Consider the following 14,365-nt stretch of genomic DNA (forward strand, 5'->3'; position numbering starts at 1 on the left):
TCTCTTTTCGTCAAACAACACATCGTGTACCCGCCCACCGTCAGGCTTTGGCCGCGGCTGCAACCGCGATTTCTGCCGCCCGGAAGAGCGCGCGGGCTTTGGCCTGCGTCTCGCGGAACTCGGCATTCGGGTCGCTGTCCGCCACCACGCCGCATCCCGCCTGCACATACATGTTGCCGTCCTTGAGAACAGCCATGCGCAGTCCGATGCAGGTGTCCATTTCACCGTCTGCGCCGAAATATCCGACACAGCCGGAATACGGCCCGCGTCGTGTCGGCTCCAGTTCGTCGATGATCTCCATGGCGCGGATCTTGGGCGCACCTGTCAGGGTTCCGGCCGGGAACGCTGCAACAAGGGCATCCATTGCCGTACTGCCATCCTTGATCTGGCCTGTGACAGTTGAGGAGATGTGCATCACATGGCTGTAGCGTTCCACGACGAACTGCTCCGGAACCGCGACAGTCCCCAGTTTCGAGACGCGACCAACATCATTGCGACCCAGATCGATCAGCATCAGATGCTCGGCCAGTTCCTTGCGGTCGGCCAGAAGTTCTTTTTCCAGAGCCAGATCCTCATCACGGTCCGCACCGCGTGGACGGGTGCCAGCCAGCGGACGGACCGTGACTTCGCCGTTTCGCAGCCGCACCAGAATTTCCGGCGATGAGCCGACGAGGGCGTAGTCCTCAAGTTCCATCACGAACAGAAACGGCGCCGGATTGACCCGGCGCAGGCTACGGTAAAGTGAAAGCGGCGAGAGTGGGAATGGTGTCGTAAAACGCTGGCTCGGCACGATCTGGAAGGCATCGCCCGCCGCAATATAGTCCTGTGCTTTGCGGACATGGTCTTCGAACTGCTGCTGCGTCATGTTGGAGATGGGCGCTGCCAGTTCCGTGTTCGCAGGCAAGGTCTCACGCGCGTCTCCTAGCGGAGCCGCTAGAGCGGTTCGCGCCTTGTCCAGAAGTGCGTGCGCTTCCGCATCCGTCGTGTCTCCACGAACCGGCACGGCCAGCGTCAGTTCGTCTCGCACGGAATCAAAAACAGCAAACAGGCGCGGACGGATCATGATCCCTTCTGGCAGCCCCAGATCGTTGACCGGAGCATTCGGCAGACGCTCCATCTGCCGCACCATGTCGTAACCCAGCACGCCGAACACGCCCCCGATCATGGGAGGCATTTCGCTCGGAAGATCCATCTGGCTTTCGTTCACGATGGTCTTGAGTGTCTCGAGCGGTATTCCGTCAATAGGTTTCCCGTCGAGCGTGACCTTCCCATCCCGGGATTTCCAGACCAGATCCGGCAGTAGCGCTATGACGGAATAACGTCCGCGTGCAGCACCACCTTCGACGCTTTCAAACAGCAGCCGATATGGATCATCCGACAGGTTCGACAGCCTGAGAAATGCCGAAACAGGCGTCAGGAGATCGGCAGCCTCGATACTGTAAACAATGCCCATCAGTGCGCCCTGTTCTCTGTTGCGGGTGCGCTGGCCGGAATGGCGGCCGTTACGACCTGATTATAAAGTGCCATGTTGATGTGCGAAGGCGGAAAAGCCTTTTCCATCGCAGCACTCAGCACCATCGGAATATCGGACTGCATGGACTGGCGATAGTCGTCCACAAGACGGGTGCCGAGGGATTTCATGTCTTCTGCCGAAGCAGGACGATCGGCCGTCACGTTAACGAGCCAGAATGCATCCGGCGTTTCAAACATCCCTGTCGTACCCGGCTTGAGATCAAAGATCCCGCGCAGGATGTTCTGGGGCAGCGTCTGATCGGGGTGAACACGCGAGACGCTCACGTCCTGACGCAGGGTCGAGGCCTCCGGCTGTCCGTCCATCGCTTTACGCAGGGTGCTGGCCTTGGCGGTACCGAATAGAGCCGTGGCACGCAGATTGGCGACGCGGCGCTTCTGTTCTGCCGTCCATGCCTGCACGACCTGATCACGAACACTGTCGAATGGCTTGAGTGTGCCGGGATGGACCTCATCAACCAGTACTGAAAAGAACGTGCCATTCGGGCCATTCACGACCGTAGGCTGAGCGCCTTTGGATTGCGTGAAGACCTGATGAACGATGGCCTGACGCAGCGCCTCATCGCCCGGAATGGGTGCGGGCAGCCCGTCCTGCGTCATGCCGTTGGAATCCAGCGTTCCGGCAGCCGGAACGCCGCCGAGATCACCGGGGATCTGTTCCAGCGTTGAAGAACCGGCAACAGCGTCCTGAAACTGCTTCTGACGCGCCTGAAGAGCTTCGGCAGCTTCCTGCGTCTGGACCTGCTTTTTCAAATCGCCTTTTGCCTGCTCGAATGTCGTCTTGTGAGGCGCGACGACGGCCGTGATGTTGAACACGACCCATCCCATTCCAGTCTTTTCCGGGCCGGAAATGCGGTCAGCCTGTGCAGCGAAAGCGGCCTTGGCAAGTTCGGGGTTGGGAATATCGCTCTGCCGAACGGACGGCAGGGCCACGGCAGCGGCTTCGGGGAATTTCTTCTGGATATCGTCCCAAGAGAGGCCGCCTTTCCATGCGATCGCTGCCGCTGCGGCTTTCGCCTGATCCGTGAAGGTCAGAACCTGAAGCGTTCGCGTCTCAGGCATATCGTAGGTGCGCGCCTGAAAATCGTAGAGACGATGCAGAACGTCGTCGGGAACCTCGATCGTTTTGGCAACGCTGTCCGCCGTCATGACGACCATCTTGGCGTGACGGTATTCCGTTGTGCGGAACATCTGCGGATGGTTGTCATAGAAGCGGTGAAGCTGCTCGTCTGTGGGGGCTGTCGTTACGGTGCCGCTCGCAAACGGGATTTCCACCATATCAAAAACGCGCTGGTTTGCATCGAAAGCCAGCATGCGCTCCGTCAATGACGGGGGTGCCACAACGGCCTGACCGATCCCCTGCAACAGGCCACGGGACGCAATATCCTCGCGAATGACCTGAATCAGCTTGCCTTCGGTCAGGCCCATCCGGGTCAGACGGTCGTTGAAGACGCTGCGGTCGAATTTTCCGGCGGCATCATGGAAGGCGGGGATCGCGAAAATATCCTGCCGCACCAGAGCGTCGGGCACCATCATGCCTGCGCGCTCGGCTGCAAGCTGGATCTCGTTCTGCATCACAAGATTTTGAAGCGTCTGCCGCGCGATCTGCTCCACTTCGCTTTTGGGCAGCTTGGAGGGGTCGGCAAGGCCGATCTGCTTGGCAACAGCGGGAAGCTGGGCTGAAAGCGCGCGACTGAAATCATCCGGAGTGATGCTGCGATCATAGATGCGCACGATTTCGTTGGAGCCTGCGGCACCCAGATTGGAGTAAACATCTCCCACGCCCCAGCCAATAAAGGCCAGAAAGATCAGCAGCGCGGCGGCGCGGCCGGCCCAGGAGTCAACAAACAGGTGGCGGAGCGAGATAATCATGGGGTCAGGGCAGATCCGGATGACGGGATGGTGCGGACACGGAAGGCCCGCTAAACTTGCCGCACCATAATGTCGTGAGAACGGCTTGACCAGAAGCAGACCGGAACGAGAGTCATCCTTTTGACATCTGGACCGGCCCTTACACGCCGATTGCACTGCCATTGTGCCTTGCTGTCGCGAAGGAGGAAGAGTGATCCCATCCCCAAGGCTTGTCGTCGGCAACTGGAAGATGAACGGGCTGTGCGAGCAGTCCAGCCATCTGGCCCGTGCCGTCGCCGAGGGCGCGCAGGCCCTTCCCGATGACGTGCGGCTCGTCCTGTGTCCGCCTTTTACCCAGCTTGCGAACGTTCACGGCATCATCAATGCCGCAGGCCCGGATACGCCTCTGTGGCTTGGTGCACAGGACTGTCACACGACCTCATCCGGTCCGCACACCGGCGATATCTCGGCGGACATGCTCTCCGATCTGGGTGTGCAATACGTCATACTCGGCCATTCCGAGCGTCGTCAGGCTCACGGCGAAACCGATGCACTGATCCGCCGGAAGGTCGAAGCGGCCGAGGCTGCCGGGCTTGTTCCTATCGTCTGTATCGGCGAGACGATGGAGGAACGTCTCGAAGGTCGGACGACCACCGTTCTGGCAACGCAGGTCGAAGGTTCGCTTACGGACGATTTCAACGGCGTACTGGCCTATGAGCCTGTCTGGGCTATCGGCAGCGGCTCCGTTCCGCCGATTGACGAGCTTGAGCGGACCCTCTCTCTGCTTCACGGATTGTTGCAGTCTCGCCTCAAGATGGATGACATTCGCGTCCCGATCCTGTATGGCGGCTCCGTAACACCGGCTCAGGCGCCGACCATTTTTTCCATCGGGTCGCTCGGAGGGGTGCTGGTGGGTAGTGCCAGTCTGGAAGCAAAGAGCTTTCTGCGCATTGCCGAATCAGCCTCTCTCCGCCTGTCTGCCCAACCATTGTCCGGACCCTATCGTTCATGACCACTCTTCTGCTTGCTCTTAATCTGCTGGTCGCACTGGCGCTGATCGGGGTGATCCTCATTCAGCGCAGCGAAGGCGGCGGCCTTGGCATCGGCAGCGGCCAGGGTATGGGCTCGTTCATGAGCGGCCGCGGAACAGCAACCCTGCTCACGCGGGCCACGTCGGTTCTGGCCGGGATTTTCATGCTGTTGTGCCTGGTGCTGGCCGTCATGAACCGTGGTGCCTCCTCCGGCGTTGGCTCCCGCGACATTCTGGCCCAGCCACCCGCTGCGCAGACCACCCCCGCGACCACAACCCCGGCAGCTCCTGCCGTTCCGGCGTCCACGCCTGCTCACTAATCGGGCCTGAAGATCCCCGTTCAGATTTTTTAACGGGGATCTTTCACACAGACGCGTCTCTTCGCTTCCCCTGCCCCATGTCGGCAGTGTATGAAGACCGCCCATGACGCGTTTCGTATTCATCACCGGCGGTGTGGTATCTTCTCTCGGCAAGGGCATCGCTTCAGCGGCCCTCGCTGCTCTCCTCCAGGCGCGCGGATACAAGGTCCGCATGCGCAAACTGGACCCCTATCTCAATGTGGATCCGGGCACCATGAGCCCGTATCAGCACGGCGAGGTGTTCATCACCGATGACGGGGCGGAAACCGACCTCGATCTCGGTCATTATGAGCGCTTCACGGGCGTTCATGCCTCCCGAGCTGATAATACCACGACAGGGCGGATCTATTCGGATGTGATCGCGCGCGAACGCCGCGGCGACTATCTGGGCGGGACCGTACAGGTCATTCCGCACATCACTGACGCTATCAAGGACGTGGTGGTCACGGGCACGGACGATTACGATTTCGTGCTGGTGGAGATCGGCGGCACGGTTGGCGATATCGAGAGCCTGCCCTTCCTTGAAGCCATCCGTCAGCTTCGCAATGATCTCGGCCATGCCCAGACCATGTGCGTGCATCTGACGCTTCTGCCCTACATCCCGGCAGCCGGCGAACTCAAGACCAAGCCGACCCAGCATTCCGTCAAGGAACTCCAGAACGTCGGCATTCAGCCGCAAATGCTCCTGTGCCGCTCGGATCGTCCCATTCCGGACAACGAGCGCCGCAAGATCGCCAATTTCTGTAACGTCCGCCCGGAAGCCGTCATCGCGGCGCTTGATGTGGACACGATCTATGCCTGCCCCATTTCCTATCACAATGAGGGAATGGATCAGGAAGTCCTGCGCTATTTCGACCTGCCCTACGACAGCAAGCCGGATCTCTCGCGCTGGGAAAAGATTGTCCATGCGATTCGCGAGCCGGAAGCCGAAGTCCGCGTAGCTATTGTCGGCAAATACACAGCCCTGCTCGACAGCTATAAGTCGCTGGCCGAAGCCCTGCTGCATGGTGGTATCGCCAACCATGTGAAGGTCAATCTGGACTGGATCGAATCGGAAGAATTCGAGAAGAATGGGAATATCGCCGAGCGCCTGAAGGATGCAGACGCTATTCTCGTCCCCGGCGGATTTGGTGAGCGTGGTGCCGAGGGTAAGATCCAGGCCGTCCGCTATGCCCGCGAGAACAACATTCCGTTCCTCGGCATCTGCTTTGGTATGCAGATGGCTGTGGTCGAATGTGCCCGTTCGCTTGCTGGTCTCTCCAAGGCGTCCTCCACAGAGTTTGGCCCGACGGACGAGCCTGTGGTCGGACTGATGACGGAATGGGCGCGTGGGGGCGAACTGCTCCGTCGTCGTGAAGGCGGCGATCTGGGCGGCACCATGCGTCTTGGCGCCTATCCGGCAAAGCTGGTTCCGGGTTCCCGTGTGGCCGAGATTTATGGGCGTACGGAAATCCGCGAACGCCACCGTCATCGCTGGGAAGTCAACGCGCATTACAAGGATCGTCTGGAAAAGACAGGTCTGCGATTCTCCGGTCTCTCGCCCGACGGCGTGTTGCCGGAAGTGGTCGAATACCCGGATCACGCCTGGTTCGTGGCCGTGCAGTACCATCCGGAACTGCTGTCCAAACCCTTCGATCCGCATCCGCTGTTCGCAGGCTTTATTGGTGCTGCCGTCAAGGAGGCTCACAGCAAGTGAGCTTCCGGATTGGAGACCTTACGGTCGGTCAGGATCAGCCTTTCACGCTGATCGCTGGTCCCTGCCAGATCGAATCCCGTGAGCATGCAACGGAGATGGCTGATGCCATCTCCGCCATCTGTCGCGAACTCGGAATCGGACTGATCTATAAAAGCAGCTTCGACAAGGCCAATCGGAGTTCGGTCAATGCCGCGCGTGGTGTGGGCATGGATGCCGGTCTGGAGATCCTTGCCAGCATCCGCGAACGATTCGGTGTTCCCGTCCTGACGGATGTGCATACCGCCGAGCAGTGTGCCCCTGCCGCTCAGGCAGTTGATGTCTTGCAGATCCCGGCATTCCTGTGCCGACAGACGGACCTGCTGCTGGCTGCTGGCGAAACCGGTCGTGCCATCAACATCAAGAAGGGCCAGTTCCTCGCACCGTGGGACATGGCGAACGTTGCGGCCAAGATTGCCTCGACCGGCAATAAGCGCATCATGCTCTGCGATCGGGGCACGAGCTTCGGCTACAACACGCTTGTCAGCGATATGCGTGGTCTGCCCATCATGGCGCAGACGGGCTATCCCGTCGTGTTCGATGCGACGCATTCCGTACAGCAGCCGGGCGGCCTCGGGGCCTCAACGGGGGGACAGCGCGAATTTGTCGAACCCCTCGCCCGTGCGGCCCTTTCGATCGGTGTGGCAGCCGTTTTCATTGAAACGCATCAGGACCCGGACCATGCTCCAAGCGATGGTCCGACCATGGTACCCCTTCATGAAATGCGCGCGCTCCTGACGCGTCTGAAAGCCTTCGACGCTCTGGCAAAATCTTTTCCGGCTTAACTGCCGGAAGGGGCCAGGGCGGCCATGAACAGGCTCAGTACTGCAATAGCCGTCAGTCCGGCTCTCAGCGGCAGATAGCCTGGGGGAAGTGCACCTTTTCTCCAGGCTTCCCGTTCCACCAGGAACGTCCCGACAAAACCAATAATTTCCAGTCCGAACCCGGCCCGGACATGGCCCAGAACGCCGATGCAGAGGGCGAGCCATGCCCAGAGCGCGGGGCAGACACCCAGCACAAGGCGCTGCCGGTCCTGTTGAGACGTGCCGCCGACCGTAATGATGTCCGGCCGTTCCATGGCCAGCCCCCAGTGCACTGCCCCCAGAAATGACAGGATGCAGGCACCATATGCCAGCAGAATGATCTTCAAATGGGGCAGCGGCGTGAACAGTCCAGCGAGGAAGATCCACCCTCCGAGCATCATGAAGGGGATCAGTCCGGCAATGCCAAGCACGAAAATGGGAAAAGGAAGGCGCATGTCGTCGTTGACCTCACGGCGTGATTTTGAGACTTGAAATAGCTGTTCCATTCAGAACGGTCACGAGCCAACCCGGTTCACGCATCCCAGGAGAGCTTCCATTGAGCGCCATCGTTGATATCATCGCCCGCGAAATCCTGGACAGCCGCGGCAATCCCACTGTCGAAGTCGAAGTCGAACTGTCCTCCGGTGCCCGCGGCCGTGCAGCCGTCCCGTCCGGTGCTTCCACAGGCGCGCATGAGGCCGTGGAACTGCGTGATGGCGACAAGTCCCGCTATGGCGGCAAGGGCGTCCTGAAAGCCTGTAGTCATGTCGAGAACGACATCCTTGAAGTGCTCCAGGGAGCCGAATCGGAAGATCAGATCGCTATCGACAACGCGATGATCGATCTGGACGGAACACCCAATAAGTCCCGTCTGGGCGCCAACGCCATTCTCGGCGTCTCGCTGGCCGTTGCCAAGGCGACTGCCGAGGAACTGGAGCTTCCGCTGTATCGCTATGTCGGGGGCGCCTACTCCCATCTTCTGCCTGTGCCGATGATGAACATCGTCAATGGTGGCGAGCATGCAGACAATCCGATCGACATTCAGGAATTCATGATCCAGCCGGTCGGCGCCCCGACGATTGCGGATGCCATTCGTATGGGTTCTGAAATTTTTGCACGCCTGAAGAAAGGCTTGTCCGAGGCCGGTTATAACACCAATGTCGGCGATGAAGGCGGCTTCGCGCCGAACCTGAAGTCTGCTGACGAAGCTCTTGGTTTTATTGCAAAATCTGTTGAAGCGGCTGGTTACCGATTGGGCGAAGACGTAACTTTCGCGCTCGACTGCGCCGCGACCGAGTTCTATGCGGACGGGCGTTACAATCTGAAGGGTGAAGGCAAGGAATTTGATGCTTCGGGCATGATTTCCTACCTTGAAGATCTGGCCAACCGCTATCCGATCGTATCGATCGAAGACGGTCTGGCGGAAGATGATTGGGAAGGCTGGGCAGAGTTGACGACCCGTCTGGGCAAGAAGCTGCAGCTTGTCGGAGACGATCTGTTCGTCACCAATCCCGAGCGTCTGCGTCGTGGCATCAAGGCTGGGACCGGCAATGCACTGCTCGTGAAGGTCAACCAGATCGGCACGCTGACTGAGACACTGGAAGCCGTGGAAACCGCTCACAAGGCCGGTTACGCCTGCGTCATGAGCCATCGTTCTGGTGAGACGGAAGATTCCGTTATTGCTGATCTGGCGGTTGCCACGAACTGTGGTCAGATCAAGACGGGTTCCCTCTCCCGCTCTGACCGCACGGCCAAATACAACCAGCTCATTCGTATCGAGCAGCAACTCGGCAGTGCGGCCCGTTATGCCGGCCGCAACATTCTCAGAAACTCCTGAGACTGATCAGCGGCCTCATTCCTTTCCGGGGTGGGGCCGCTTTTTTGTGCCTGAATGCGATTGATATCCGTATCATTCATTGTCTGGTCACAAATGACTGATATAGACTGATACAGTCTCTCAGAACGGAGTTTTCACGACGTGACACTGATCCGACTTATCAAACGTGGTGTCCGCGCCGTAGCTCCTCCGGCTTTCTTCCTGTCCCTCACAGCTTATTTTGGATGGAATGCGCTTCATGGGGCGCATGGTATTCATGCCTATCAGGAACAGACCCAGCTTGAGAAAGACGCCGTTCAGGCCAGGCAGGATGCTGCAGACGAACAGAATGTCTGGAGACGTCGCGTGGTTGCTCTGAAGGAAAAAGCGCTGGATGCTGACATGCTGGATGAGCGGGCACGCGCTACGATGAATCTGACGCGCAGTGGCGATCTGGTTGTCCCCTACGCGCCGCATGACAAGCTATTTTGAGCCGAAGCTAAAATTATCAGCCTTCAAGGCATAAAAAAAGCGGCCCGAAGGCCGCTTTTTTTATGAAGACTGTCGAAAACAGTCTTACTTGATCTTGGCTTCGCGGAACACGACGTGCTTGCGTGCGACCGGGTCGTACTTGCGCACTTCCATCTTTCCCGTAGCAGAACGGGCATTCTTCTTCGTGACGTAGAAGTAGCCGGTTTCAGCTGACGAAACGAGCCGGATCTGAATAACGTTGCTCTTTCCCATGATACCCTCGGGCTTTCGCCATAACTTATGCCGCTCGAAGGTGTCGATGCAGCATGTTGATCTCTAGATTTGACGCACCATGCTGATTTGTGGCCGGGAGGTCAAGGCCTTTGCGCACGATTTAGCGGTTTTCCTATGCTTTCAAGGGGATCGGGCTTTAGAAAATCTTTCGGGCACGCCTGTAAGAGACCCTCTTTCGCTTGTAGGGCAACAGGCAGGAACCTATAAGGAACAAATGCAGGATGCCCGTCATTCTGTGTCCTGTTCTGACCTGCCTCCGCCGAGGCGCATGGGAGCGCCTGTATGCTGACCCGCAAGCAGCACCAGCTTTTGCTGTATATTGACGATCATCTTCGCCGGACGGGATATTCGCCCTCTTTCGATGAGATGAAAGATGCTCTCGAACTGCGCTCCAAATCGGGCATTCATCGCCTGATCTCCGCTTTGGAAGAGCGCGGCTTTCTCCGCCGTCACCATCATCGCGCACGAGCGCTCGAAGTGCTGCGTCTGCCCCATATGGGCACGGAAGCCCCCATCGCCGCGACAACAGCTCCGGAGACATCGTTTGTCCCTGCCGTTCTGAGCCAGGGTCAAACTGACCTTGAGGGTACATTCTCCGAAGCCAGTGTCGCCAATGATCGTCAGACCATCAGCATTCCTCTTTATGGTCGTATCGCAGCGGGTCTGCCGATTGAAGCCATGCAGGACGATAGCGACAGGATCGAAGTACCTGTATCCCTTCTCGGTACCGGGGAGCATTACGCCCTGACCGTAGCGGGTGATTCGATGATCGAGGCCGGAATTCTGGATGGAGATATCGCAATTATCCGGCGGCGTGAAACAGCCGAGAACGGTCAGATTATTGTTGCGCTGATCGACGAACAGGAAGTGACGCTCAAGAAGCTGCGTCGTCGTGGTTCGATGATTGCGCTGGAAGCCGCGAACCGCGAATATGAAACGCGTATCTTTCCGTCAGAACGGGTTCATATTCAGGGACGTCTGATTGCGCTTTTCCGTCAATATTGACGGTTCTGCTGCGTAGGAGACGCCTTATTGAGCAGGTAGCGACGTCCCGCGTATGACTTTCACGCTTCCGTCAGCGCCAATGACCGTGCTTGTGCCATCGCCGTTTGGAATAATGATGGCCTTGCTCGGATTCTTGTTCAGGAAATGAGCGGCACTATCAGGGACTGACGAAGGAAGCGTCGGAAGAAGGTGGGTATGGTCCCGGCTGACACCCTGATGCGTGTCGGAGCCTTCACCAACGGTCATGCTTTGTCCTTGCATGAGCTGCTGTCCAGATGCTCCCAGAGCGCCTTTGCTTGCAATCCCACCCATGAAATTTTCGTCGAGTGTAGCACCACCAAAATATGTGGCTGGATCACCTAGAGCGTGACTGAAGGTGCTGTTGGGGTTCTCGACGTCTTTGAGGGTGGGGAGCGGTTGTGGAGCTCCGGGCCAGATATTGCCACCTTCAGGAATAATGGGAGTTTCGGAATATTTTTCACCGCGTGCACGGTGAATATTCTCGCTGTCTCCGTGAGGGCCATTCGGATTATCGAGAGCCGTCCAGACCATCGTGTCGCGGATATACTTGCCCATGCCTGAACAGCCGCTCAGAGCGAGAGGTAGTGCCAGCAGAGCGGTCTTCCGCATTTCTTACTCCCACAAGGTCAATCCATGACCTTTAGCGGTCCTTGTAACGGAACGCCAGATGAAGACAGTCAAAGAAGGCTACAATTCTTTCGCATGATGACGTCAGAAACTGATTTTGGACGATTTGCGGGATTGTCCCGCCATGATGCGGGTGAGCCCTGCGGTGAGATAACCCCACCCACTGATGACTGTCGGAATAACCGAGAACCAGAGGAGGATCCCGCCAATCAGCGTTGCCGGCAGAAAGGAGAGTCCCAGCATTCCTGCGGCTCCATCCCCACCGATCAGAAAACCGATCGCTACCATCTGGATGCCGGTTTTCCATTTCGCCAGTCGCGTCGAAGGAAGCGTTTCGCGCTGGGACGCCATGTATTCCCGCAGACCGCTGACCAGAATTTCGCGGATCATGATGATGATCGCTGCATAAAGCGAATAGACCGGCAGTTGCGTCAGCCCGGCAAGAGCCAGCAAGAGCGACCCGACGAGCAGTTTATCAGCGATCGGATCCATCATCCGGCCCAGCTCGGAAAGCTGCTGCCAGCGGCGGGCCAGTGCGCCGTCCAGATAGTCCGTGATACATGCCGCCGTATAGACCACGCAGGCGATCACATTTGCGGTCGGTGAATGCACGGAGAGCAGCGCGACCAGTACGGGAATGGACGCGATACGCAGCAGTGTCAGGATGTTTGGCAGATCTGTCAGCATCACGGTCAGTCTAGAACAGTTTCCTTCATACCGGTATGCGCCAATGTGTCCGAGAAAGATGTATTTTTCGTGTAAATTGCGGATTGGCTCTCAGGGAGCGCCATGACCGGCTGAGGCTTTCTGGACCCATTCCGGATGAAAATGCCCGTATATGGCAGTTGCCGTGCTCGAACTGATGCCGGGTGCGCTTTCCAGTTCCTCCAGACTCGCCTGCCTGACTGACTTTGCCGAGCCAAAATGATTGAGCAGGGCTTTTTTGCGTGCGGCTCCGATTCCCGGCACATTGTCCAGTTCGGAACTGCGGAGTCCTTTGGAACGCCCTGCCCGATGTGTCGTGATCGCGAATCTGTGCGCCTCGTCACGCAGCCTTTGCAGATAATAGAGAACCGGGTCTCGCGGGGGGAGTTGGAAAGGCGGTTTCGTCTCCGTGAAAAACCATTCCCGACCTGCATCCCGGTCCGGCCCTTTGGCGATGGCGACGATCGGAATTCCGGTGACGCCCCTATCGGTCAGCACCTTCCGCACGGCATTGAACTGCCCAAGACCGCCGTCGATGAGAAGCAGATCCGGCCAGTCCTCCGGCCGCTCTCCGTTTTCTGGTCGCTTCCCGAACCGGCGTTCCATGACTTCGCGCATCATGCCGAAATCATCTCCCGGCGCGACCGGACCCTTGATTCCGTATTTGCGGTAAGCGCGTTTGTTGAAACCTTCAGGGCCGCCGACGACCATTACGCCATAAGGTGCCTGCCCCATGATGTGAGAGTTGTCGTAGGTTTCGATGCGCTGTGGCGTTTCCGGAAGGCCGAAGACTTCCGCCACCCCTTCAAGCAGTTTGCGCTGCCCGGTATTTTCGGCCAGCTTGCGTTCCAGTGCCTCCCGCGCGTTCAGGGCAGCGTGCTCGACGACGTCCTTTTTCTCCCCCCGTTGTGGTCTGAGAATTTCGACTTTCTGTCCACGCCGGATGCTTAGTGCTTCTTCGACCAGATTCAGTTCAGGAATCTCGCAGTTCACCAGAATTGTGGGCGGAGGCGGTTTGTTGTCGTAGAACTGGATCATGAACGCCGACAGCACATCCGCTGCGGTCTCTTCCTCGGCATGAGCCGGGTAGAATGCCCGGTTGCCGTTATTGCGACTGCCTCTGATGAAGAATACCTGAATGCAGCTCTGACCGGCTTCCTGCCAGATCGTCATGATATCCGCGTCATTGATCGATGCCGGATTGACGGTGCTGGAGCCCTGAATGCTGGCGAAGCCTCGGATCCTGTCCCGGATCGACGCGGCCCGCTCGTAATCCATGTCCTGCGAGGCCTGCTCCATCTCGGCGGCCAGACTCTGTTGCAGGTCCGTACTGTGTCCCGAAAGAAACTGCCGGGCCTCGTTAACTAGTTTCGCATAATCAGGCTTGGAGATGCGGTCCACACAGGGTGCTGAGCAGCGCTTGATCTGGTATAGCAGGCAGGGCCGCGTCCTGCTTTTCAGCACGGCATCCGAACAGGACCGGAGCAGAAAGCTGCGCTGCACCAGATTGAGCGTCTGGTTGACGGCCCAGGCATTTGCAAACGGGCCCCAATAGGTCGCGCCTTTTACGGGTTTGCCGCGTTGCTTGGTGATCTGTGGAAATTCATGGCTTTCAGTCAGCATCAGCCACGGATAACTCTTGTCGTCGCGTAGCAGGATATTGAAGCGCGGCTTCATGCGCTTGATGTAGTTCGCTTCCAGAAGCAGGGCGTCCGCTTCTGTTTTCGTGATGACGATTTCCATTGAAACTGTCATCGACACCATACGCCGCAGTCGCTCCGGGAGTTGGTTGATGCGGGTGTAGGATGAGACGCGTTTTTTCAGGCTCAGCGCCTTGCCGACATACAGCACCTCCCCTTTCGCACTCAGCATGCGATACACGCCAGGGCTGTAGGGAATTGTCTTCAGGGCTTCGCGGATAGCCTCCACGCCCTGCCTTTTTTCTGAAGAAACAGAAGGTTCGTCATGGTCGTCGGGCCGGTCGGAGTTCTGGGGAGGAAGGTCGGTCATTGGGCTTCTTCAGTCATCCACTGAACCTGTGGAAAAGTCTGTGGGCTGGTCTGTGACAGAATCATGAAAGCCACGGTTTGCCAGACCTGCCATCAGATTGCCTAATTTTTA

Annotated in this window: 14 protein-coding genes; 7 read left to right on the forward strand and 7 right to left on the reverse strand. The window is 58.2% G+C overall.

Annotation, left to right across the window (positions count from 1 at the left end; genetic code table 11):
* Window positions 1-40: 40 nt before the first annotated feature.
* A complete protein-coding gene (gene trpE, locus ABDK74_RS01795; protein ID WP_346002462.1) occupies window positions 41-1,453 on the reverse strand; it encodes an anthranilate synthase component I in 1,413 nt (470 codons plus the stop codon).
* Entirely contained in the window at window positions 1,453-3,402 is a 1,950-nt protein-coding gene (locus tag ABDK74_RS01800) for a peptidyl-prolyl cis-trans isomerase (protein ID WP_346002463.1), read from the reverse strand. Before ABDK74_RS01800 ends, trpE begins: the two co-directional genes overlap by 1 nt.
* A 190-nt stretch (window positions 3,403-3,592) precedes the next feature.
* On the opposite strand from ABDK74_RS01800, the gene tpiA reads away from it, so the two are divergent.
* The 4 genes from tpiA (at window position 3,593) to kdsA (ending at window position 7,287) form a co-directional block, all read left to right on the forward strand.
* Entirely contained in the window at window positions 3,593-4,393 is an 801-nt protein-coding gene (gene tpiA, locus ABDK74_RS01805; RefSeq protein WP_346002464.1) for a triose-phosphate isomerase, read from the forward strand.
* Window positions 4,390-4,731 carry a preprotein translocase subunit SecG gene (gene secG, locus ABDK74_RS01810; protein WP_346002465.1) on the forward strand — a complete coding sequence of 114 codons (342 nt, stop codon included), beginning with the start codon at window positions 4,390-4,392 and terminating at the stop codon, window positions 4,729-4,731. The genes tpiA and secG overlap by 4 nt, the downstream gene beginning before the upstream one ends.
* A gap of 103 nt (window positions 4,732-4,834) precedes the next feature.
* On the forward strand, window positions 4,835-6,466 hold the full coding sequence (locus ABDK74_RS01815; RefSeq protein ID WP_194255892.1) for a CTP synthase: 1,632 nt from the start codon (window positions 4,835-4,837) through the stop codon (window positions 6,464-6,466).
* Entirely contained in the window at window positions 6,463-7,287 is an 825-nt protein-coding gene (kdsA, locus tag ABDK74_RS01820; protein WP_346002466.1) for a 3-deoxy-8-phosphooctulonate synthase, read from the forward strand. The genes ABDK74_RS01815 and kdsA overlap by 4 nt, the downstream gene beginning before the upstream one ends.
* Here the strand turns inward: kdsA and ABDK74_RS01825 are convergent.
* A complete protein-coding gene (locus ABDK74_RS01825) occupies window positions 7,284-7,760 on the reverse strand; it encodes a DUF3429 domain-containing protein (protein ID WP_346002467.1) in 477 nt (158 codons plus the stop codon). The two genes, kdsA and ABDK74_RS01825, sit on opposite strands and share 4 nt — an antisense overlap.
* A gap of 101 nt (window positions 7,761-7,861) precedes the next feature.
* Here ABDK74_RS01825 and eno point away from each other — a divergent pair, with 101 nt between their 5' ends.
* Entirely contained in the window at window positions 7,862-9,142 is a 1,281-nt protein-coding gene (gene eno / locus ABDK74_RS01830) for a phosphopyruvate hydratase (protein WP_194255895.1), read from the forward strand.
* Between the two features lie 141 nt (window positions 9,143-9,283).
* Complete coding sequence (locus ABDK74_RS01835) at window positions 9,284-9,613, forward strand: septum formation initiator family protein (protein ID WP_194255896.1); 330 nt, start codon at window positions 9,284-9,286, stop codon at window positions 9,611-9,613.
* Window positions 9,614-9,697: 84 nt separating this feature from the next.
* On the opposite strand, the gene rpmG is transcribed toward ABDK74_RS01835, so the two are convergent.
* Window positions 9,698-9,865 carry a 50S ribosomal protein L33 gene (gene rpmG, locus ABDK74_RS01840; protein ID WP_011253780.1) on the reverse strand — a complete coding sequence of 56 codons (168 nt, stop codon included), beginning with the start codon at window positions 9,863-9,865 and terminating at the stop codon, window positions 9,698-9,700.
* A gap of 303 nt (window positions 9,866-10,168) precedes the next feature.
* On the opposite strand from rpmG, the gene lexA reads away from it, so the two are divergent.
* The gene (gene lexA / locus ABDK74_RS01845) at window positions 10,169-10,891 is read left to right on the forward strand and encodes a transcriptional repressor LexA (protein WP_346002468.1); all 723 of its coding nucleotides are present in this window, start codon (window positions 10,169-10,171) and stop codon (window positions 10,889-10,891) included.
* Between the two features lie 24 nt (window positions 10,892-10,915).
* Here lexA and ABDK74_RS01850 read toward each other — a convergent pair whose 3' ends face one another.
* The 3 genes from ABDK74_RS01850 to uvrC all read right to left on the reverse strand — a co-directional run bounded on the left by ABDK74_RS01850 (window position 10,916) and on the right by uvrC (window position 14,254).
* Window positions 10,916-11,521, reverse strand: a complete 606-nt coding sequence (locus tag ABDK74_RS01850) for a hypothetical protein (RefSeq protein ID WP_194255898.1) — start codon at window positions 11,519-11,521, stop codon at window positions 10,916-10,918.
* Window positions 11,522-11,623: 102 nt separating this feature from the next.
* Window positions 11,624-12,226: a CDP-diacylglycerol--glycerol-3-phosphate 3-phosphatidyltransferase gene (gene pgsA / locus ABDK74_RS01855; protein ID WP_346004134.1), complete on the reverse strand. Its 603-nt coding sequence runs from the start codon at window positions 12,224-12,226 to the stop codon at window positions 11,624-11,626.
* Window positions 12,227-12,316: 90 nt separating this feature from the next.
* On the reverse strand, window positions 12,317-14,254 hold the full coding sequence (gene uvrC / locus ABDK74_RS01860) for an excinuclease ABC subunit UvrC (RefSeq protein WP_346002469.1): 1,938 nt from the start codon (window positions 14,252-14,254) through the stop codon (window positions 12,317-12,319).
* Window positions 14,255-14,365 lie beyond the last annotated feature (111 nt).

The organism is Gluconobacter sp. OJB, assembly GCF_039638275.1.
Classification (GTDB): domain Bacteria; phylum Pseudomonadota; class Alphaproteobacteria; order Acetobacterales; family Acetobacteraceae; genus Gluconobacter; species Gluconobacter cerevisiae.